18 protein-coding genes are annotated in these 18,665 nt (G+C 33.6%); 1 reads left to right on the forward strand and 17 read right to left on the reverse strand.

Going from position 1 to position 18,665, the window contains the following annotated elements; all coding sequences use genetic code 11:
* Positions 1–3 precede the first annotated feature (3 nt).
* The 9 genes from folE to ACXGSQ_RS09835 all read right to left on the reverse strand — a co-directional run bounded on the left by folE (position 4) and on the right by ACXGSQ_RS09835 (position 7,344).
* Positions 4–687 (reverse strand): GTP cyclohydrolase I FolE, encoded by a 684-nt coding sequence (folE, locus tag ACXGSQ_RS09795; RefSeq protein ID WP_458626018.1) that lies wholly within the window; start codon positions 685–687, stop codon positions 4–6.
* Positions 688–742: 55 nt separating this feature from the next.
* A complete protein-coding gene (locus ACXGSQ_RS09800) occupies positions 743–1,015 on the reverse strand; it encodes a TIGR03643 family protein (RefSeq protein ID WP_458626019.1) in 273 nt (90 codons plus the stop codon).
* Between the two features lie 298 nt (positions 1,016–1,313).
* The gene (locus tag ACXGSQ_RS09805) at positions 1,314–2,735 is read right to left on the reverse strand and encodes an SDR family oxidoreductase (RefSeq protein ID WP_458626020.1); all 1,422 of its coding nucleotides are present in this window, start codon (positions 2,733–2,735) and stop codon (positions 1,314–1,316) included.
* Positions 2,736–2,764: 29 nt separating this feature from the next.
* Entirely contained in the window at positions 2,765–4,075 is a 1,311-nt protein-coding gene (locus ACXGSQ_RS09810) for an ABC1 kinase family protein (RefSeq protein ID WP_458626021.1), read from the reverse strand.
* Positions 4,076–4,732: a TetR family transcriptional regulator C-terminal domain-containing protein gene (locus ACXGSQ_RS09815; RefSeq protein WP_458626022.1), complete on the reverse strand. Its 657-nt coding sequence runs from the start codon at positions 4,730–4,732 to the stop codon at positions 4,076–4,078. It abuts the gene before it with no gap.
* A gap of 97 nt (positions 4,733–4,829) precedes the next feature.
* Positions 4,830–5,882 carry an ACR3 family arsenite efflux transporter gene (arsB, locus tag ACXGSQ_RS09820; RefSeq protein ID WP_458626023.1) on the reverse strand — a complete coding sequence of 351 codons (1,053 nt, stop codon included), beginning with the start codon at positions 5,880–5,882 and terminating at the stop codon, positions 4,830–4,832.
* A 5-nt stretch (positions 5,883–5,887) separates the two neighbouring features.
* Positions 5,888–6,502, reverse strand: coding sequence for an arsenate-mycothiol transferase ArsC (locus tag ACXGSQ_RS09825; RefSeq protein WP_458626024.1), 615 nt, complete (start codon positions 6,500–6,502; stop codon positions 5,888–5,890).
* 23 nt (positions 6,503–6,525) lie between these two features.
* Positions 6,526–6,996 (reverse strand): DUF6428 family protein, encoded by a 471-nt coding sequence (locus tag ACXGSQ_RS09830; protein WP_334471328.1) that lies wholly within the window; start codon positions 6,994–6,996, stop codon positions 6,526–6,528.
* Positions 6,997–7,011: 15 nt separating this feature from the next.
* Positions 7,012–7,344: an ArsR/SmtB family transcription factor gene (locus ACXGSQ_RS09835; RefSeq protein WP_458626025.1), complete on the reverse strand. Its 333-nt coding sequence runs from the start codon at positions 7,342–7,344 to the stop codon at positions 7,012–7,014.
* 179 nt (positions 7,345–7,523) lie between these two features.
* Between ACXGSQ_RS09835 and ACXGSQ_RS09840 the strand changes: the two genes are divergently transcribed.
* A complete protein-coding gene (locus ACXGSQ_RS09840; protein ID WP_458626026.1) occupies positions 7,524–8,369 on the forward strand; it encodes a DUF2911 domain-containing protein in 846 nt (281 codons plus the stop codon).
* 144 nt (positions 8,370–8,513) lie between these two features.
* Here the strand turns inward: ACXGSQ_RS09840 and ACXGSQ_RS09845 are convergent, their stop codons facing one another.
* From ACXGSQ_RS09845 to ACXGSQ_RS09880, 8 genes are all read right to left on the reverse strand, one after another.
* The gene (locus tag ACXGSQ_RS09845) at positions 8,514–9,491 is read right to left on the reverse strand and encodes a Gfo/Idh/MocA family protein (protein ID WP_458626027.1); all 978 of its coding nucleotides are present in this window, start codon (positions 9,489–9,491) and stop codon (positions 8,514–8,516) included.
* Complete coding sequence (locus ACXGSQ_RS09850) at positions 9,481–11,298, reverse strand: sodium:solute symporter family protein (protein ID WP_458626028.1); 1,818 nt, start codon at positions 11,296–11,298, stop codon at positions 9,481–9,483. The genes ACXGSQ_RS09845 and ACXGSQ_RS09850 overlap by 11 nt, the downstream gene beginning before the upstream one ends.
* A gap of 143 nt (positions 11,299–11,441) precedes the next feature.
* Entirely contained in the window at positions 11,442–13,961 is a 2,520-nt protein-coding gene (locus ACXGSQ_RS09855; protein ID WP_458626029.1) for a PIG-L family deacetylase, read from the reverse strand.
* Between the two features lie 151 nt (positions 13,962–14,112).
* On the reverse strand, positions 14,113–15,336 hold the full coding sequence (locus ACXGSQ_RS09860; RefSeq protein ID WP_458626030.1) for a DUF4272 domain-containing protein: 1,224 nt from the start codon (positions 15,334–15,336) through the stop codon (positions 14,113–14,115).
* Positions 15,337–15,392: 56 nt separating this feature from the next.
* On the reverse strand, positions 15,393–16,472 hold the full coding sequence (gene corA, locus ACXGSQ_RS09865; RefSeq protein WP_458626031.1) for a magnesium/cobalt transporter CorA: 1,080 nt from the start codon (positions 16,470–16,472) through the stop codon (positions 15,393–15,395).
* Between the two features lie 3 nt (positions 16,473–16,475).
* Positions 16,476–17,009 carry a mechanosensitive ion channel domain-containing protein gene (locus tag ACXGSQ_RS09870; protein ID WP_458626032.1) on the reverse strand — a complete coding sequence of 178 codons (534 nt, stop codon included), beginning with the start codon at positions 17,007–17,009 and terminating at the stop codon, positions 16,476–16,478.
* A 47-nt stretch (positions 17,010–17,056) separates the two neighbouring features.
* Entirely contained in the window at positions 17,057–18,001 is a 945-nt protein-coding gene (locus ACXGSQ_RS09875) for a septum formation inhibitor Maf (protein WP_458626033.1), read from the reverse strand.
* 70 nt (positions 18,002–18,071) lie between these two features.
* Positions 18,072–18,665: a Maf-like protein gene (locus ACXGSQ_RS09880; protein WP_458626034.1), complete on the reverse strand. Its 594-nt coding sequence runs from the start codon at positions 18,663–18,665 to the stop codon at positions 18,072–18,074.

Genomic DNA, 18,665 nt, shown 5'->3' on the forward strand with positions numbered 1-18,665 from the left:
AGCTTAATTGTTTATATAGTTTTGTAATTCTAAAATTTTTGAAGCGGTATTAAATTCGCCTCCGTAATATGTTGTTACTGTTGTTGATGTATCATCTTGTATACCTCTAGACGAGACACATAGATGTTTAGCATCAATAATAACAGCAACGTCTTCTGTTTCTAAAACAGTTTTAAGTTCGTTTGCAATTTGGTTAGTTAAACGCTCTTGCACTTGCGGGCGCTTGGCATAGTATTGAACGATGCGGTTTAATTTTGATAGTCCAATGACTTTTCCAGATGATTTATATGCAATATGTGCTTTTCCAATAATAGGCACAAAATGGTGCTCGCAGTTAGAGTAGAATGTAATATTCTTTTCAACTAACATCTGATTATATTGATATTTATTATCAAAAAGTGCGATCTCAGGCTTATTTTTAGGATCTAAACCTGAAAATATTTCTTCAACATACATTTTTGCAACACGATCTGGTGTACCTTGTAGGGAGTCGTCTGTTAAATCGAGACCCAAGACATCCATTATTTCTGAAAATAATATTGAGATACGTTCTTTTTTCTCTGTATTAGACATTTCAAAAGCATTTGCTTTCATAGGTGTGTCTAAACCTGTAAATAAATGATCGTCACCTATATCATCAATATTGAGCTTTTGACCATTTGTTTTGGAAATTGTTTCTGTAATCATAGAATCTTTTTAATGTGCTGTCTTTAAGTACTCCAAACTTAAATCAAAGCACGTGTTAACGTTTTGAAATAGAGTTGTTTGTTATTGTTTTTTGTCTAGAGCATTTAAATCTGCCTTCGTCGAACGTTCTTTTTTTACTGTGTTTTGTTGCTCTTCCTTGAACTCTTGTTCTCCACAATCTAAAACTGCTAGGTTTTAATTCTTTTCGCATTAAATTAATAACCTCTTGTTCTTTTAATTCAAATTGAAACGTAATGGCATCAAACGGTGTTCTGTCTTCCCATGCCATTTCAATAATTCTATCAATTTGTCTAACATCTAAATTCATAACTTTTAAGATAAACGGTTATCTAATATTATGGTTAGAATGTCATTTGTTAATTCCAATTTCTATACCAAATTCATAGACTAGCAATTTTGTCAGCTGCCATCCTTTTACTGTCTGGCTATATGCTATTCAATATAATGTCTCAAATCTACAAAACGTTTAACGTTTTAATACTATGTCTAAACAAAAATTAACAGAGTATTAGCGTTTTACAGTCTTATAGTTGGTGTTATGGGATGAAATTGTTAAATATTTGTCGGTTTAATATACGAGAACTTTCGTCAACGGCCCACATATTTCAAGATTTATTAGCTAAGGCATTAATCATACCATTGAAAACAAAGGCGTGAAATGGTAAGACCATGTACCAATATAAACGTCCCCAAAGTCCTTTTGGTCTAAAAACAGCGCGTTGATAAAGGATGCCTTTAACAATCTTAAATTCTAACCAAGCTTCACCAGGAAGCTTCATTTCTGCAAAAAGTAATAGGCGTTTTTCTTTTTTATCGGCAAGCAATACTCTCCAAAAATCAAGAGGATCTCCAGCTTCTAAATCGGTATCGTGTGTGCGTCCTCGTCGTAATCCAACACCACCAAAAATCTTATCCATATACCCTCGAATGCGCCATAAGCCATTAAAGCTATACCAACCATTGCGTCCACCAATACTCCAAATTTTGTTGAGTGTATATACATCGTCTTTTACAGGACGTTGTCTTAAATCTTCGAAACAACCAAACTGAGGTAATTCTATATGCTTAGATAATTGATCTTTAAAAACACCACTACTTACAGCATCTTTCCAGCTCGAAATCACTGCATTTTGTTCAATTTTTTGAAAAGCTAAATCTACAGCTGTTTTGTAAGCCATAGGTTCTATCTGTATATGATCATTGATGTCGCTAGGTTTACCAATGACTTCCACTTTCATACTATCTACCAATGCCGAAGCCAACTGAAAAGAGGTTGATGTTACAAAATACAGCCAAAACGATGATAGTTTTGGAGACAGAACAGGCAAGGTGTAGATGTAACGTTTTAAGCCTCTAACTTCCGCAAATTGAAGTAACATTTCTTTATAAGTTAAGACTTCAGGACCAAAAACATCATAAGCTTTATTATAAAGTTCTGTTTTACCTAATGCACCAGATAAGTAGGTAAGGATATCTCTAATGGCTAATGGTTGTGTTTTAGTATTTAACCATCGTGGTGTTACCATTATAGGTAATTTTTCTACAATATCTCTAATAATTTCAAAAGACGCACTGCCACTACCAACAATAATACCTGCTCTAAATGTGGTTAGGGCATAGGTTTTAGAGCTTAAGGTTTGTTCTACTTGAAGTCTAGATTTTAGATGTTTAGATAGTGAGTTGTCATTTACAATACCACTTAAGTAAATCACTTGTTGGCAATTGGTAGACGCCATTAAATGTTTAAAATTTAACGCACAATGTTCTTCTAAAGTTTCAAAATTATTAGACGATGTTGCCATAGAATGAATTAGATAATAGGCAGCATCTATATCTTTTGGAATTTGAACATGGTCAGGTTCTAAAAAATCAACCTTTATAAAAGAACAATTTGGATGGTTTTGTAATTCGTCTGGAGTTCTATTTAAATCGCGGACACAACAAATCAATTCATGCTTTTGTTCTAATAGTTGAAGCGCTAATCGTTTGGCAATATAGCCCGTTGTGCCGGTGATGAGTATGCGCATTATAGATTGGTTTTTACGAATTGTTGCATCTAAAGATTTTTGAAATTATTTATCTTAATATGTTGAGCCTTAAGGTCGAACATTAAATTATAAAGTCCAAAGAACGTTCTGTTGATATAAATAAAATGTTTAGAACCTCGGTTTCCGTTCATATTTCTGAGTTCTGTACTTTTAGAATAGCGCTGCCCCATTTCTGTAATTTGATTAAAAAATGCAGGGTCTGAAAAATCAAAGCTATCCGAGTGAAAAGGTTGCGTAAATAAGCTTAATAGTTCGTGAAACATTGCACTAAAGAATTTGATTTCTTCTTCAGAATCATCTTGTCGTAAAATTTCAAGTTGATAAAGCTTCTCGGTAAACCGTGTTGGATTTTCGATACAAGTTTTGTCTGCTAATTCAAAATAAGGAACGTAAAAATCCTCAGGAATTAGTTTCATACATCCAAAATCTAAAGCAATAAGTTTAGCGTCTTTAGCGATTAAAAAATTTCCAGGATGAGGATCGGCATGTACTTTCTTTAACGTATGAATTTGAAACATATAGAAATCCCATAAGGCTTGTCCGATTTTGTTCGAAAGATTTTGGTCTGTATTATGAGCTACAAATTCTGAAAGGTGTTCTCCTTTCATAAAATCCATAGTAATAATACGCTCAGATGAAAATGCTTCGTAATACTCTGGGAATTCTAAATTTGGAATATGTTTACAAGCTTCTGCAATTTCTTTACTCTGCGCAATTTCTAAAATATAATTGGTTTCTTCGGTGAGTTTGTTTTCAACTTCTTTAAAATACTTGTCGGAGTCTTTTCCTTTAATATTAAACATCTTAATAGCAATGGGTTTTACCAAAGCTAAATCTGATGCTATACTTTCTGCAACTCCAGGATATTGGATTTTCACAGCAAATGTTTTCCCATTCTTTTCCGCCATATGAACTTGGCCTATACTGGCAGCATTTACTGAAGTGGCGTTGAAAGTGTCAAAAATGTCTTCGGGATGTTTTCCAAAGTATTTTTTAAATGTTTTTATAACTAAGGGAGGAGATAGTGGTGGCACAGAGAATTGTGACAATGAAAATTTCTCAACATAAGCCTGTGGTAAAATGCTTTTCTCCATGCTTAGCATTTGCGCTACTTTTAAGGCGCTACCTTTTAGTGTTTTAAGACTGTCGTATATATCTTCTGCGTTATTTTGATTAAGGCGTTCTTTGGCATCTTCTTTAGAATTTACCATTTTGTCGCCATAATACTTTAAATAATTCACACCAACTTTAGCTCCAGTTGAAACTAATTTTGAAGCTCTAGATATTTTGGTCATCGGAATACGATCTATTGTTTTCATCTAGTTGGAGTGTATTTTTTCTTTATATAAGAATTTACCAAAGTCAATAAGACTTTTTAAAGGAGTGGTATCTATTAAATCAAAACTTGCCTGAACGGACTTTTCGATAAACACATCTGTTTTTTCAAAGGCTAGTGATGTGTCATCTAACCAAAATTTTAGGGTGACTAATAATTGAAACCAAGCGGATTCTTTGAGACCTCTATTTTTTAATTTTTCGAGTTTTTCTTCCTTAAGATCAATGGTTTTAATGTCTAAATGATCAATGTAATTGGTAAAGCTCTTCTTTAAATGTGATAGCGTTTTTAGGGACTTTAATTGGTTTTTATCTGTGTTTAAAGCATGGACCACATAGCTTCTATTGGCCGTTAATATTTCAAAAAACGTATAATAAAAACTGAGGAGTTTGTTTCGTGCATCAAACGATTGATAATCGTCGCTTTTTTCTAAAACAGCTAATGTGTTATCAAAAAATATTTTGAATATGGATTGTTCTAAAATTTCGAAGGAACTAAAGTATTCATAGAATTTTTGTTCTTCAAAATTGTGGTCTTTAGCAAAGGCATATACCGAATTGGGTTTGTGATTATGTGTTAGAACATAATCCATGTAAAATGATATAAAATCAGATGCTTTTATGTTTTTCTTTTTTGCCATTGTAATTAATTTACAATGTAAAGATACACTATGTTTAATTATTTTGCGTTATGGTTAAACAAAGTTTAACACCAATTTCTGATACTTGTGCGTTTTGTTACGTTGTTTGAGGGAAATAATATTTTTTACGCAACCAAAATGCGACTCTAACCAAGAGAATTAAAGCGGGTACTTCTACTAATGGACCAACAACACCAGCGAAGGCTTGACCTGAGTTTAATCCAAAGACAGCGATGGCTACAGCAATGGCTAGTTCAAAATTATTTCCCGCAGCTGTAAAAGCTATAGCGGCTGTTTTATCGTAAGTTGTTCCCATGGCCTTACTGACAAAAAAGCCAATAATAAACATTAGCGTAAAGTAGATTAATAAGGGAACCGCAATAATGAGGACATCCATGGGGATTTCTACAATTAACTCGCCTTTAAGTGAAAACATAACCACGATGGTAAATAACAAGGCAATTAGGGTCATTGGTGAAATGGCTGGTATAAATTTCTTAGAATACCAGACCTCACCTTTGAGTTTTACCAATATTAAGCGTGAAAGGATACCGAGTAAAAACGGAATACCTAAATAGATCGCTACACTTTCGGCAATCGTAGCAATGGAAATATCTACAATAGCTCCTTCAAAACCAAAATAGGGTGGAAGTACCGTAATAAATAGGTAAGCATAGAAACTATAAGCAAAGACTTGAAAAATACTATTGAGAGCTACAAGACCTGCTCCGTATTCACTACTACCTTCAGCTAAATCGTTCCAAACTAATACCATGGCTATACAACGAGCTAAACCAATAAGGATTAAGCCAACCATGTATTCAGGGTAATCTTGTAAGAATGTAATCGCTAAGATGAACATTAGTACTGGGCCAACAATCCAATTTAAAACTAAAGATATAGATAGAATTTTCACATCTTTAAACACCTTTGGTAATAAGGCATAATTAACTTTCGCTAATGGAGGATACATCATTAAAATTAAACCAATAGCAATAGGTATATTGGTAGCTCCGCTACTGTAAGATTCTACAAGCTCTGGAAAAGATGGAGCAAAAAAGCCAATACCAACTCCAATAGCCATAGCTATAAAAATCCATAAGGTAAGATAGCTATCTAAAAAGCTTAATTTTTTTTTGATTGCAGTCATTGTAATTAGTTTACGATGTTAGAAAACACATATTTTAGTTCAGTAGCAATTTGAAGGCTACGCTCGTTATATTTTTCTAATTGCTGAGGCGTATTATCAAAAGCTTTAGGGTCTTCATAGGTTATTGGAATTCGTTTTTCGGCACCAGCAATAAATGGGCAACCTTTATCTGCGTTAGAGCAGGTCATAATTGCAGTAAATTCTGAAATTGGATTAAACTGAGCATCAAATGTTTTTGAAAACCCAATAACAGGATGTGCGTTTTTAGAATATTTGATACTGTAAACCGGATTGGTTCCGTTAGAAAGCATTTCAATTTTAAATCCTGTGTTTTCTAAAGTTTTTGCAACCATAGGAAATAAGGCTGTAGCTTCTGTTCCTCCAGAATAACAGTATACATTATTTATTTCAAAATAGGACGCCATTACTTGTGCCCAAACTTGAGATAAATGGCTGCGACGGGAATTATGTGTGCAAATAAAATTTAAGTTAACTCTTGATTTATGAGTTACTTTTAATTGTACAAAATCTATAAGTGGTTGTAAAATAGTTTGGCGTTCTTTGGAAATAGAATTTGTATTTAGCTGTTCTATTTGGGTTTTAATAGGTTGGTATAGCATAGCTTTTTACGAAATATTAACGATTAACAACATCCTGAACCAGGCGCACAAGACGGAGCTTCTTTTTGTAATTCTGATAGTTTAAGTTTTGGTTTCTTTTCAGGAATACCACATTTGTCTTTAGCTAAACAATCTGTCAATTTTGTCGTCAATAAAAAATGTGTGCCATCAAAGTCTAAACCATATTTTCCAATCGTGTCTCCTTGGTATTCTACTTCAATTTCTAAATCTTCAATGTTTAAGACTTTTTCAGAAAGTTCAATGATGCTTAGTAGTTTTTCAGGGTGTAACCTATGGTCGTAATCGTCTGCTTCCCAAAGCTGAAAGTTGGCTACGTTTTCGGTTCTTACGGTGCCTCCACAATCAATAAAATGCTTCGATATTTTACCGACTTCTGTCACATGAAAGTGATTTGGTACTAAAGTGCCGTTTGGTAATTGAAATGCAATAGTGTCTAAGGTTTGTAATTTTGATTTAATTTCTGATAATTTCATAAGGCAATATTATATTTAACAACAGTTATTATTTTCATTTATATCTTGATTAAGGAATACAGAAAGTACGGTTTTCATCTGTGACCAGTTGTCTTTATCAATACAGTAACAAATGCTGGTACCTGTAATGTTTCCTTTTATAAGGCCTATTTTTTTTAACTCTTTTAAATGCTGAGAAATGGTAGGTTGTGCTAAACCAATTTCATCAACCAAATCCCCACAAATACAAGAATCTATTTTAAATAAATGCTGAAGAATAGCCACTCTTGCCGGATGACCAAAAACTTTAGCGATACTTGAGAGCTCATTTTGTTCTGGTGTAAACATCTCTGATTTCGTTAAACCCATAAGTCTTTATATTATTATATTGCAATATTACGATTAATAGTGTCGTTATCCTAAATATTTAGTGTTAAGAAATCGTTATGATAAAGGGGCGTTTTCTTTTTAAGGATTCCTTAACATTTATAGCTTGGCTTAAGTTGTAATTTTACAACAGTTAAAAACAAACACTAACACTATAAAAAATGAAGAAATTAGTACTTTTTACATTTGCTTTAACTTTAATGTTTTCGGTAAATGCACAAATTGAAACACCACAACCTAGTCCTTTTACAAAAATTGAACAAGTCGTTGGTTTAACAGATGTTACTTTAGAATATTCTCGTCCAAGCATGAATGGGAGAACTATTTTTGGAGACCTAGTGCCTTATGGAAAATTATGGAGAGCAGGTGCCAATAAAAATACAATGATTACATTTAGTGATGATGTGGTTGTTGCTGGTAATACTTTAAAAGCAGGTGCTTATGCTATTTTTATTACACCTTCAGAAAAATCTTGGGAAGTTATCTTCTATAATGATACTAATAATTGGGGAGCACCAAAAATGATTGATGCGTCTAAAGTAGCTGCTAAAGTAAATGTTGAGACGATGGCATTACCAATGAATGTAGAAACGTTTACAATTACTTTTGACAATTTAAAAAGTGGTTCTGCAGAATTAGGTTTTATCTGGGAGAATACTATGGCTAATTTAAAATTTGAAGTCCCAACGGCTAAAAAAGTTACAGCTGCTATTGACAAAGTAATGGCAGGACCATCTGCTAACGATTATTACGCTGCAGCAGTTTATAACTTATCTGAAGGAAAAGATTTAGAACAAGCTAAAGAATGGATGGATAAGGCGATGGCTATGACTAAAGATCCTAAGTTTTACCAATTGAGAAAACAATCGTTATTGTATGCTGCTCTTGGAGATAAAAAGAAAGCGATTGCTACTGCTAAAGCATCATTGGCTAAATCAGAAAAAGCAGGTAATGCAGATTACGTAAAAATGAATAAAGATTCTCTAAAAGAATGGGGAGCTAAATAAAACAGAACTATCAGAATGTTTTGGTATTCTGATTTACAATAGAAAGCGCAACTCATTGAGTTGTGCTTTTTTTATGAATACATATTTAGTTTCGCATGAAGAATTACGTTTACTAAATCGATTGTAATTACAAACGTGTAGCTTTTAAAAATAGTTTAAACCAATCAATGCTCTTATGGCATCTAAAGTACGAATGAGTTGTTTGCTTTTTTCAAAAGTCATTAGGTCACTTTCTGTCTTTCCCTTTCTAATCAATTGATTAAAATGTTCAATCTCGTAACTGTAGCCAATGGTCTTATTATTGAAGGTTTTTAATTCTGAATGCCCATTATTATCTATTAATGTTACTGATGACGGTTCGTGAAAACGCCTATTAATCTTTATGATTCCATTTTCGCAATGGAAAATAGCTTCGGTATTAGTTTCCGCTAAGAGTGTGCTTTTTAGATGTGCTTTAGCTGAATTATAATGAAATGTAATATCGCATTTTGAATCAGCTCCAGAAGAAAAGAATTCAGCTGTCGCTTCTATAGATTCAGGTTGTCCTAATGTTGAGAGTGCCGCAAATACAGGATAAATTCCGATATCTAATAAGCTACCTCCTCCAACAGACTTATCAAACACTCTAGAGGTTTCGTTATATGGAGGGTGAAATCCAAAATCAGCTTCAAGTAGTAGTACCTCCCCAAAATGTTTGTTTTTAATCAGTTCTAAAACATACTGATAATGTGGAAGGAAAAGCGTCCACAAGGCTTCCATTAGAAGCGTGTTTTTTTCTTTTGAGAGTTGAATCATCTCTTCAACCTCTTGAAGATGCATTGCAAAAGGTTTTTCACATAACACCGCTTTATTGTGGTTTAAGCCTAAGATGGTATGTGCTTTATGAAAACTGTGAGGTGTCGCTATATAGATGGCATCAATGTTAGCATCATTGACTAAATCTTCATAACTTCCATAGGCGATATCAGCATTAAATTCTTTTCTAAAAAATTTTGCTTTTTCAAGATTTCTAGATGCAATGGCATAGAGGTTTGAATTTGTAACGGTATTTAAATCCGTTGCAAATTTCGAGGCGATTTTACCAGCCCCAATAACGCCCCAATTAATTATATTAGACTTCAATTTGCACTTTTTTAGGCAACACTAATTGTAATAGGTTAGCGATACAAATGACGACTACACAACCAAATAAATTCAGCCATAAGTAAGGCATCCAATCATACCACCAGCCAATAACAACAATGACTTGCGTGATGAGAGCTCCGATAAAAACGGCATTACCTTTTATGTATTTAAAGAAGAATGCAAGCAGAAAGATACCTAAAACATTTCCGTAGAAAATAGATCCTATAATATTTACCAGCTGAATTAAATTCTCGGCAAGGTCTGCAAAACAGGCAATAATTATAGCAATAATACCCCAACCAAACGTAAACCATTTAGTCATCTTTACCATATGTTGTTCTCCTTTATCTTCTTTTAAATTTCTACCATATAAATCGATGGACGTAATTGTTGCTAAAGCATTAATTTCTGATGCTGTTGAAGACATGGCAGCAGATAAAATGACAGCGAGTAATAAACCTATAAGTCCAGTGGGTAAATTGTTTAAAATAAACCTAATAAACATATAATCTCTGTCATTGGTCTGTGTGTCCTTTGCTGCATCTTTATATAATGAGGAGAGTGCTGCTGATTGCGTTAAATAAGCTTCACTTTCGGGGTTTGCTTTTAGGGTATCAACCTCATTTTTTAATTTAGTATATGCTTCTTTGTATTCTGCGTCAACAGCGTTTTTGATTAAAAATTTTGATTCTAAACGGTATGTTTTTTCAATACTATCTAGTGTGAAAAGCGCTTTTTTAGCATTAGGATCTTCACTTTTTGAATAGGCCAAACTGAGGCTTTGCTTTTCAGAGAATAGCTTACTTTGTTTGTCTTGTAGCATTCTGTATTCATCTCCATATTCTGAGGCTAAAACCGTTTGAGTTGAAGCATCTATAAAGTTTAATGGCGATGGATTAAATTGATAAAAGACAAATACCATAACACCAACAAGCAAAATGAAAAATTGCATAGGCACTTTTAATAAACCATTAAAGAGTAAGCCCATTTGCATTTCTTTCATGGATTTACCAGAAAGGTAGCGTTGTACTTGGCTTTGGTCTGTACCAAAATAAGAGAGCATTAAAAAGGTTCCGCCAATAAGACCTGTCCAAACGGTATATCGATTTTCTAAATCGAATGAAAAGTCTAAAACCTTCATTTTGCCAGTAGCACCAGCAATATCAATAGCATCGATAAAAGAAACTTCTTCTGGAATTAGGCTAATAATGATAAATAATGCAGCCAACATCCCTGCAAAAATGACAAACATTTGTTGTTTTTGTGTAACGGTCACAGCCTTTGTACCTCCAGAAACAGTGTAAATAATAACTAATACACCAATAACGATGTTGAGTGTTACAATGTTCCAACCTAGAACAACAGAAAGGATGATCGCTGGAGCGAAAATGGTAATTCCTGCGGCCAATCCACGCTGAATTAAAAAAAGTATGGCGGTTAAACTTCGGGTTTTAAGATCGAAACGATTTTCTAAAAATTCGTAGGCAGTATAAACTTTAAGTCGATGGTATAGTGGAATAAAAACCAAGCAAATAATAACCATGGCAATTGGAAGTCCAAAATAAAATTGAACAAAACCCATACCATCAGAAAATGCTTGACCTGTAGTAGAAAGAAAGGTTATAGCACTAGCTTGTGTTGCCATTACCGATAGACCAATGGTCCACCATTTTGTAGAGTTTCCCCCTTTAATATAATCTTCGGCGTTATTACGGCCTCTCGTTTTCCAAGTTCCGTAACCAACAATTACCGCGAGTGTTGCTATTAAAACGGTCCAGTCAATCCAATCTAAAGTTTGTGGCATGCTAAGCGAATATAGTAGTTATGAAATAAAACAAAATAATATAAATAGCATTGGCTACTAAAACAGCAGTATACATTTTGTTCCATTTTTGCTTAGGTTGCATCTGATTTTGGCTGTCCATGTTTATTCGTTTTTAGTTGTCGTTAGTTTTTTAACTGAGAAGGAGCTTCTTTACCTGCGGAAAGCAAATTAGCAAAGAGTCGGTATGCACCAGAGACTCCTGCCGGAAATTCTCTAAAGAAACTGAGACCTGTGTAAATATAGTTGCCTTTGCCGTATTTAGCGACGAGTAGGGCGCCTTCTTTTGAATTTTCACCTTTATCGTTTGAAGCGAGTAGTGGAGTAAACTCTTTAGACCATTTATTAGGAAAATATAAGCCGCGTTCTTGTACCCAACCTTCAAAATCTTTACTTTCAATTTTATTTGGGAAATTTAAGAGGGGATGATTTGGCTCTAAAATTCTTACAAGCGCATTTTCATCAGTCACTCTATCTCTAGATAGTTCTAATTTATAAGGGGCTAAATCATCGACTTTAATACCGCGATTGGTATTATATTGTATGACTAAATTCCCGCCATTTTTTACATAATCTAACAAGAATTTTTGTTTGAATTTTAAGTCTTCAACAATATTATAAGCTCTAATACCAACAACAATAGCATCAAAATTAGATAAGTTTTCTGGTGAAATTTGTTCAGGGTTAATAATGGTAACGTTATAGCCAATTTGTCTCAAACTTTCCGGAACAACATCTCCAGCACCTTCTATATAACCTATGTTATTACCTCGTTTTTCAATATTCAATCTAACCACCTTGCTTTCGCTTGGCATTAAAACGGTTTGAAAAGGAATGTGTGCATAATCGATTTCTATGAGTTCGTCGGTATAAAATTCACCATCAATATTCACCATTGGTGTAATTAATCCTTCGCTTTGGTTTTTTGGAGGTATAACTGTAAATACCACTTTTTGAATATCATCTTTATTAGCGATTTCAACTTTTTGCTTTTCTGGATAGACACTCCAACCTTTAGGATATGCCATTTGTACATAACCTTCAATATTATTCTTTCCAGCTTTAACAGTAACTTCAATTTCTTTTTGTTGGTCGTTTTCAAAGATGAAAACCTTATCACTTATACTTGCTGAAACTATTGGAATAATTTCGAAAGGTCTATATAATTCGCCTTTATCTGGTTTAGAATAACGATAAATTACAGGTTTTCTAATGCTTAAAGGTGTGCCTTCAATCATTAAGTTAAAATCAACAAAAACGGCTCTTGGTGTTTCTGGTAAACCGATTAAATTTTGGTTTTCCACATTATACATGCCTAAGGTGCTTTTTTTGTTTAGCCAATATGGTGTGGTGTAATTTTTGTTGTTTGAAATTGTTATGCTTTCTTCAAAGTTTAGCTTTTGGTTTGAAGCTAAAGTTATATTTTTAGTAATGCCTCTTTCTAATGTTGAAAGGCTATAAGAGACCAATTTAATATTGGCATTGCTTCGGTTTAAAACTTCCATATCTAACGTTACATTAGAATTTGGTGCTGCATTTGGGGTTTTAGCTGAAACTTCGAGGTACAATCCAGAGCAAGCTTCGATAATTGTTTTTAATTCTTTTGTTTTAACGGTTTTCCAGTGCTCGTCTTTTACATTTTGAAGCAATTTATAAGCTTCTAAAAGTTGTGGTAAATGCGATGATGGGTTTTTAAAATTAAAATTTTCTTCTACGGTTTTTAGAATTGCTCCTATAGCTTTTCCGCCTTCAATTCTATTCCAAGAAATATCAATACCAGCAAAAACATCATTACTATTATTTAAAGGTTCTCCTTTTAAAAATTCAATGTATTCTTGTTGAGAACCACGTTGTGATAAACGGCCAAAGCCCTGACATAAATGTTGACTACTTGCCAAAGCTGCCACTTCGTTATTAGACATGCCTTTGCTTGGGTAGTATACACCAACATCTAGGTTGAGCATATTACTCTTGTCTAATTTATCAAATTTTTCTTGACTACCATAACGCCACCAAGAGGTGTTGTAGAATAAGCGTTTAGGTTGCCACGTTTGGGTTAATTCTAATTGTGAGGTGTATTTAGAAGCATCATTTGCCATGTCAAAAGCTTCCATACTTAACATGGCCGATGTGGTATGATGGCCATGTGTTGTTCCTGGTGTTCTGTGGTCAAAGCGATTAATGATAACATCGGGTTTAAATTCACGAATAGCCCAAACAACATCAGCGAGGACTTCGTCTTTATTCCAGATTTCTAAAGTTTCGTCTGGATGTTTAGAATATCCAAAATCATTAGCTCTAGTAAAACGTTGTTCCCCACCATCAACACGTCTGGCAGCTAGTAATTCTTGAGTTCTTATAACTCCCAAAAGTTCTCGGATTTCTGGACCAATTAAGTTTTGTCCTCCATCTCCTCGAGTTAAGGATAAATAGGCTGTACGAGCTTTAACTTCATTAGACATGTACGAAATTAAACGCGTATTTTCATCATCAGGATGTGCTGCGATATACAAGACGGATCCTAGAACGTTGAGTTTTTGAACGGCTTCGTAAATTTCTGAAGAATTGTATTTTTTGGGTTGTTGCGCTTGTAGTGAAACAATGGAGCTTATAAAAAGCAATAGACAAAGTCTAAGTTGGTACATGAGGCTATTAGTTAGTTGTGTTTCAAATATAGAAAAGTTAGTAGGTTCTGAACTTTGTTTTAGATTTTTTTAACGTTGCGATTTAGATACTAACGCTTTTGATACAAACGGTGATAAATGTCTCAATAATGAATCCTGTAGACTTTAATTTTTAGGTGTCACATGTTACATCATCCCAATCAGAACTCATGTAGTTAATGAGCCAATTGAGTGCATAATGTCTTTCATAGACAATTCCGCTATGAATTTCTGTAATTTCTTTACCGTTTATTCTAGCATCTACACAAGCCCAATCCATTCTGTAGTAGAGGTCATTAGCGTTTAGTATTTCGGTTTTACTTCTAACCTCTGTTTGTGCATTAATAAAGTTGTTTGGATTTTTATCTGAACCAATTGGGTAGTTTTCGAATGGAATATTGTTTAAATCGGCCATCTGATTTGGGAAACCAAGATCGTCTACAATTTTTAATGCCCACATTAAGGTCCAAATGCACTCACATTTCCATGTTTCTTGGTTTTTCTTTTGGTCAGTAGGATTCTCTAGAAATGATTTTTCATCAGGAGTTACTATATCTAGTAAATCAAAATCAGTAATCATTTTTAGGGCGTCTTCACCTGAAATATTATTAAAAGCAACCAAATTGGTAATGGTTAAAATGGTTACTCTTTGCGCTATTTCTTTTGCCGTTCTTATGGTGGTGGCATTTTCATTTTCTATAAAAGGAAGGTTGGCGTTAATTTTTATGTGGTGATTTTTTAGGATGAGTTCACTTTCTTCTTTTCGAGATTTTTGATCTTCTGTGATTTCTTCTATTTCACCATCATAATATTTAGAATCTATGGCAACTTTAAGCTCTTTTATTTCACAATGTCCGTTTAAATCAATAATTAAGTTTAGGTGTTTGTCTAAAAAGTGTTGTCCATCTGCCTTAGAAATTATGGTTTGCGGTTGAGCAAAAACAATCGCGTCAAATTCATCTGCTAATTGACTAATGATGTCTTTAAGATTTTTGGTTTGACCTTTTTCTTGAAAAATTGAAAACTCAGAATTAAGGGTTTGGATTTTTCTTAAAAATAAACTTTTAATGTTTTCATTGGTTGTAGGAAGGGAAGACGCAAAGCCATAAAGTCCTTTTAAATTCTCATTTAGCGGACAGTGTTCTGTATCGCTAATTTGATAATCAGGTTGAAGCCGTTCTCTGTATGAAATTTTTACAATGTGGTCTGAAGAGAACAGGCCGCCTTTTGTTTGTATTTCTGCAATTTTAAAGCCATCTAATTCTGAAAAGGTGATTTGTCCTTTAGGAATATTAGTTTTTAAAATAGTTATGATTTTATCGAAGCCTAATTGGTGTGCGTATAATGTGCAGATCATTCTATTTAATTTTTAAAGATGCGTTTAAGTAAGAGGAATTTAATGGTGTAAAGCTTCTAGAGCCATTTTTTACGTTTAAAATAAAAGAGCAATCCAATAAATAGAATAAACATGACACCTAGAAGTATAAAATAACCGTTTTTATATTTTAGTTCAGGAATGTATTCAAAGTTCATTCCATATATGCCTGCAAGAAAGGTTAATGGGATAAAAATGGAAGACATTATGGTGAGTACTTTCATTACTTCGTTCATTCGATTGCTAATGGTTGTCATATACATGTCCATTAAACTCCAAATCATTTCACGATAAATATCGATGTTTTCAGAGACTTGGATTAAATGGTCGTAAATATCTCTATAGTAGGTAATTGTTTTTTGATAAATTAAGTGATGTTCTCCTTTCTCTATGCGGTTTATAATTTCACGTAGCGGGAAAATAGCACGGCGTACTTTTAATATTTCGCGCTTTAATTGTTGCACTTCAATATTGATGTTTTCTCTTGTGTTTCCGGCAAATAAATCGTTTTCTAAATCTTCAATTTTATTGCCTAAGGTTTCAATAATACTAAAATAATGATCTACAACAGCATCAATTAAGGCATACAATAAATAGTCCGATTTTAGACCGCGTATTCTACCGTTACCATGACGGAGGCGTTCTCTTACAGTATCAAAGACATCTCCTTCAGATTCTTGAAAAGAAAGGACGTAGTTTTTTCCTAAAACGAAGCTCACTTGTTCTATAACAATGTTTTCGTCGTTGTCATAGTATAACATTTTCAGTACAATAAAAAGATAGTCGTCATACTCATCAATTTTTGGACGTTGTGTGGTATTTACGATATCTTCGAGAACAAGTGGATGTAATTCGTACTGTTTACCTATGTTTTCAATCTCATTAATGGAGTTTAACCCATCAATATTTATCCAAGTTACCGAATCTGTATTCTTGTGTATTTTAGCATCTTCAATATTGGTTAGGATGCTTTCATCTAAGGTTTCTTTGGTGTAATCAAAGGATTCAATATGAAGTAGTTTTTCGGTTTTTACTCCCGTGTAGACTAAAGTGCCCGGAGCTTTTCCAATGTGTTTTTTATAATGATGTGTGCGTTTTTTTATTGGTGTTTTCTTCATACGTTATAAAATACTACTATCATCTAAGGCATCCTTTTGCAATAAAGTTACAGCTTTTTGAAGAATAAGGTTATTGGGGTAGGTGACTAAATCTCCATTATCTTCTCTAAGATGAATTTGAAATGCTCTAATATCTTCAATAATAGCTTCTACAGGATAGTCTTTATCGTGAATACGTATTTTATCTCCAACCTTATACGGAAATGAAAAAAACATAATTACACCAGAAGTGATATTACTTAAAATAGACCAAATAGCAAATAAGGCCACTCCAATAACGGCAAATACAGAAGAAAATACAAGGGTGACATCGCGTGTTTCTGCACCAAGAATAAAGGCTTCTATTAAAATGGCAATAAGCACAAGTGTTACGGTGGCGTAACGTCCAATTAATGCGGCACGCGCTTCAGTGGTACCACTTTTTTTACCAATTCTTTTTACGGTAATAACAATAATAGATCGAATTATTGATAGTACGATGAGTAGGATTATGGTATCAATAATCGGGTCTTTATAGTAATAAAATAGATTAGTCATTATTGGCTTTATTTAGCAGTGCAAATATAATTGAGAAACGCTAAGGTTTATTTTAATTTTAAAGTATCTCTAAGGTTTAAATCTGCATTACTTTTTTTATTCCAATAGTCAGATTTTAAGGTTTCTAATTTTGATGCTTTGGTGGTTAAAGGGTGTTCTGAACCATCGACTTCGTAGCTCGTCGTTTCTTCCCAACCTAGAATGTCATAAGGGAAATTAGGATTAAAATTTATTTTTAAAGTTCGGTTTAAGTCTTGATAGGCGAGGGTGTAACTATCGTTTTGTAAACGGGCAAAAGCCTTATAAGGCTTAAAGTCTTCATGATATAATCTAAGATATTCTAAAGCAGGAATTATTTCTATTTCGCCCACAGGAAGACGTGTTGGATCGATTCTTAATTTGGCCCACAATTCATTTTCTGTTAAGGCTTTTTCGATGTGAAATGATTGGTCTGCTTGACTCTGAAAATAGGAATGCGACTGTATTTCAAAATCATCACGATTGTTAAGTTGTGTATAGGTTTGTCCACACCATTCTTGTACCGAAACTGAAATTTTTAAAGCGTTTTGATTATCTGCAACAGGATAAAAGGTACTTTGCATAATAGAATATGGATAGATCCCTGTATTAAAATTTTTTGTGGCGTTCACTTTTAAAACCGGAATGTTTTTTTGATCATAATTATCGGCTTTAACTTGTTTTTCTGGTAAAAAATCTTCGGTAACAAAGACTAAAACAGCGGTCCCTTTTCGTAGTTCTCCGTAGCGTGCTTGTTCTAGTTTATAAGACGTGATTTCTGCCTCACCATCGTACCAATAGGCTTTAAAATCATTTGATAATGGTGTTTTTGGCTGTAGCGTTTCGGTTTTTGCCTCAGAAATGACTGGGGCTTTAGGTGGCGTTGTTGGGGTTTCTTTACAAGAATTGACAACTAAAAATAACAATGAACTTATAATGAGTAACTGCTTAGAGTTTAAAAAATATGGTACCATAATATCTTTATTTTATAGTCTTAAACACATGATAGTATATGTTTAATAACGTTGTAATAAAGATAAGGTTCTAAAAACCGTCTGCAATGATATTTAACGTTTCGTAAAGTAAATGTGTTGGTAAGCCAACGACATTATTATAAGAGCCTTCAATACTAGTGATACCAATAGCTCCAATCCATTCTTGTATGCCATAAGCGCCAGCTTTGTCTAAAGGTTTGTACGTGCTAACGTAATATTGAATTTCTGCGTCTGATAGCGATTTAAAGGTCACTTTAGTCGTGGTATTTACAATGCGTTGCTTATTGTTTTGAGTGAAGCAAATCGAGGTAACGACCTCGTGAGTTTTGTTGCTTAGTGATTTGATCATTTTAAAAGCATCTGCTTCATCTTTTGGTTTTCCAATGGCTTTATTATCGAGCCAAACAATGGTGTCGCTAGTAAGGAGAATATCTTTTTCTTGAAGCCCTTCTAAAAAGGGTTTTGCTTTTAGTTTTGCCAAAAAATCGGTGATTTCTTCTCGCTTTAAATGTTTTGGATAAATTTCTTCAACAGGTTTAAGTTCAATTGTAAAATCGAGATTTATCGCTTTTAAAAATGCATGACGACGAGGTGATGCCGAAGCCAAAATTATATGGTAATTTTTAAGACGGTCTTTTAGCAT

Source organism: Winogradskyella sp. PC D3.3 (assembly GCF_054366245.1).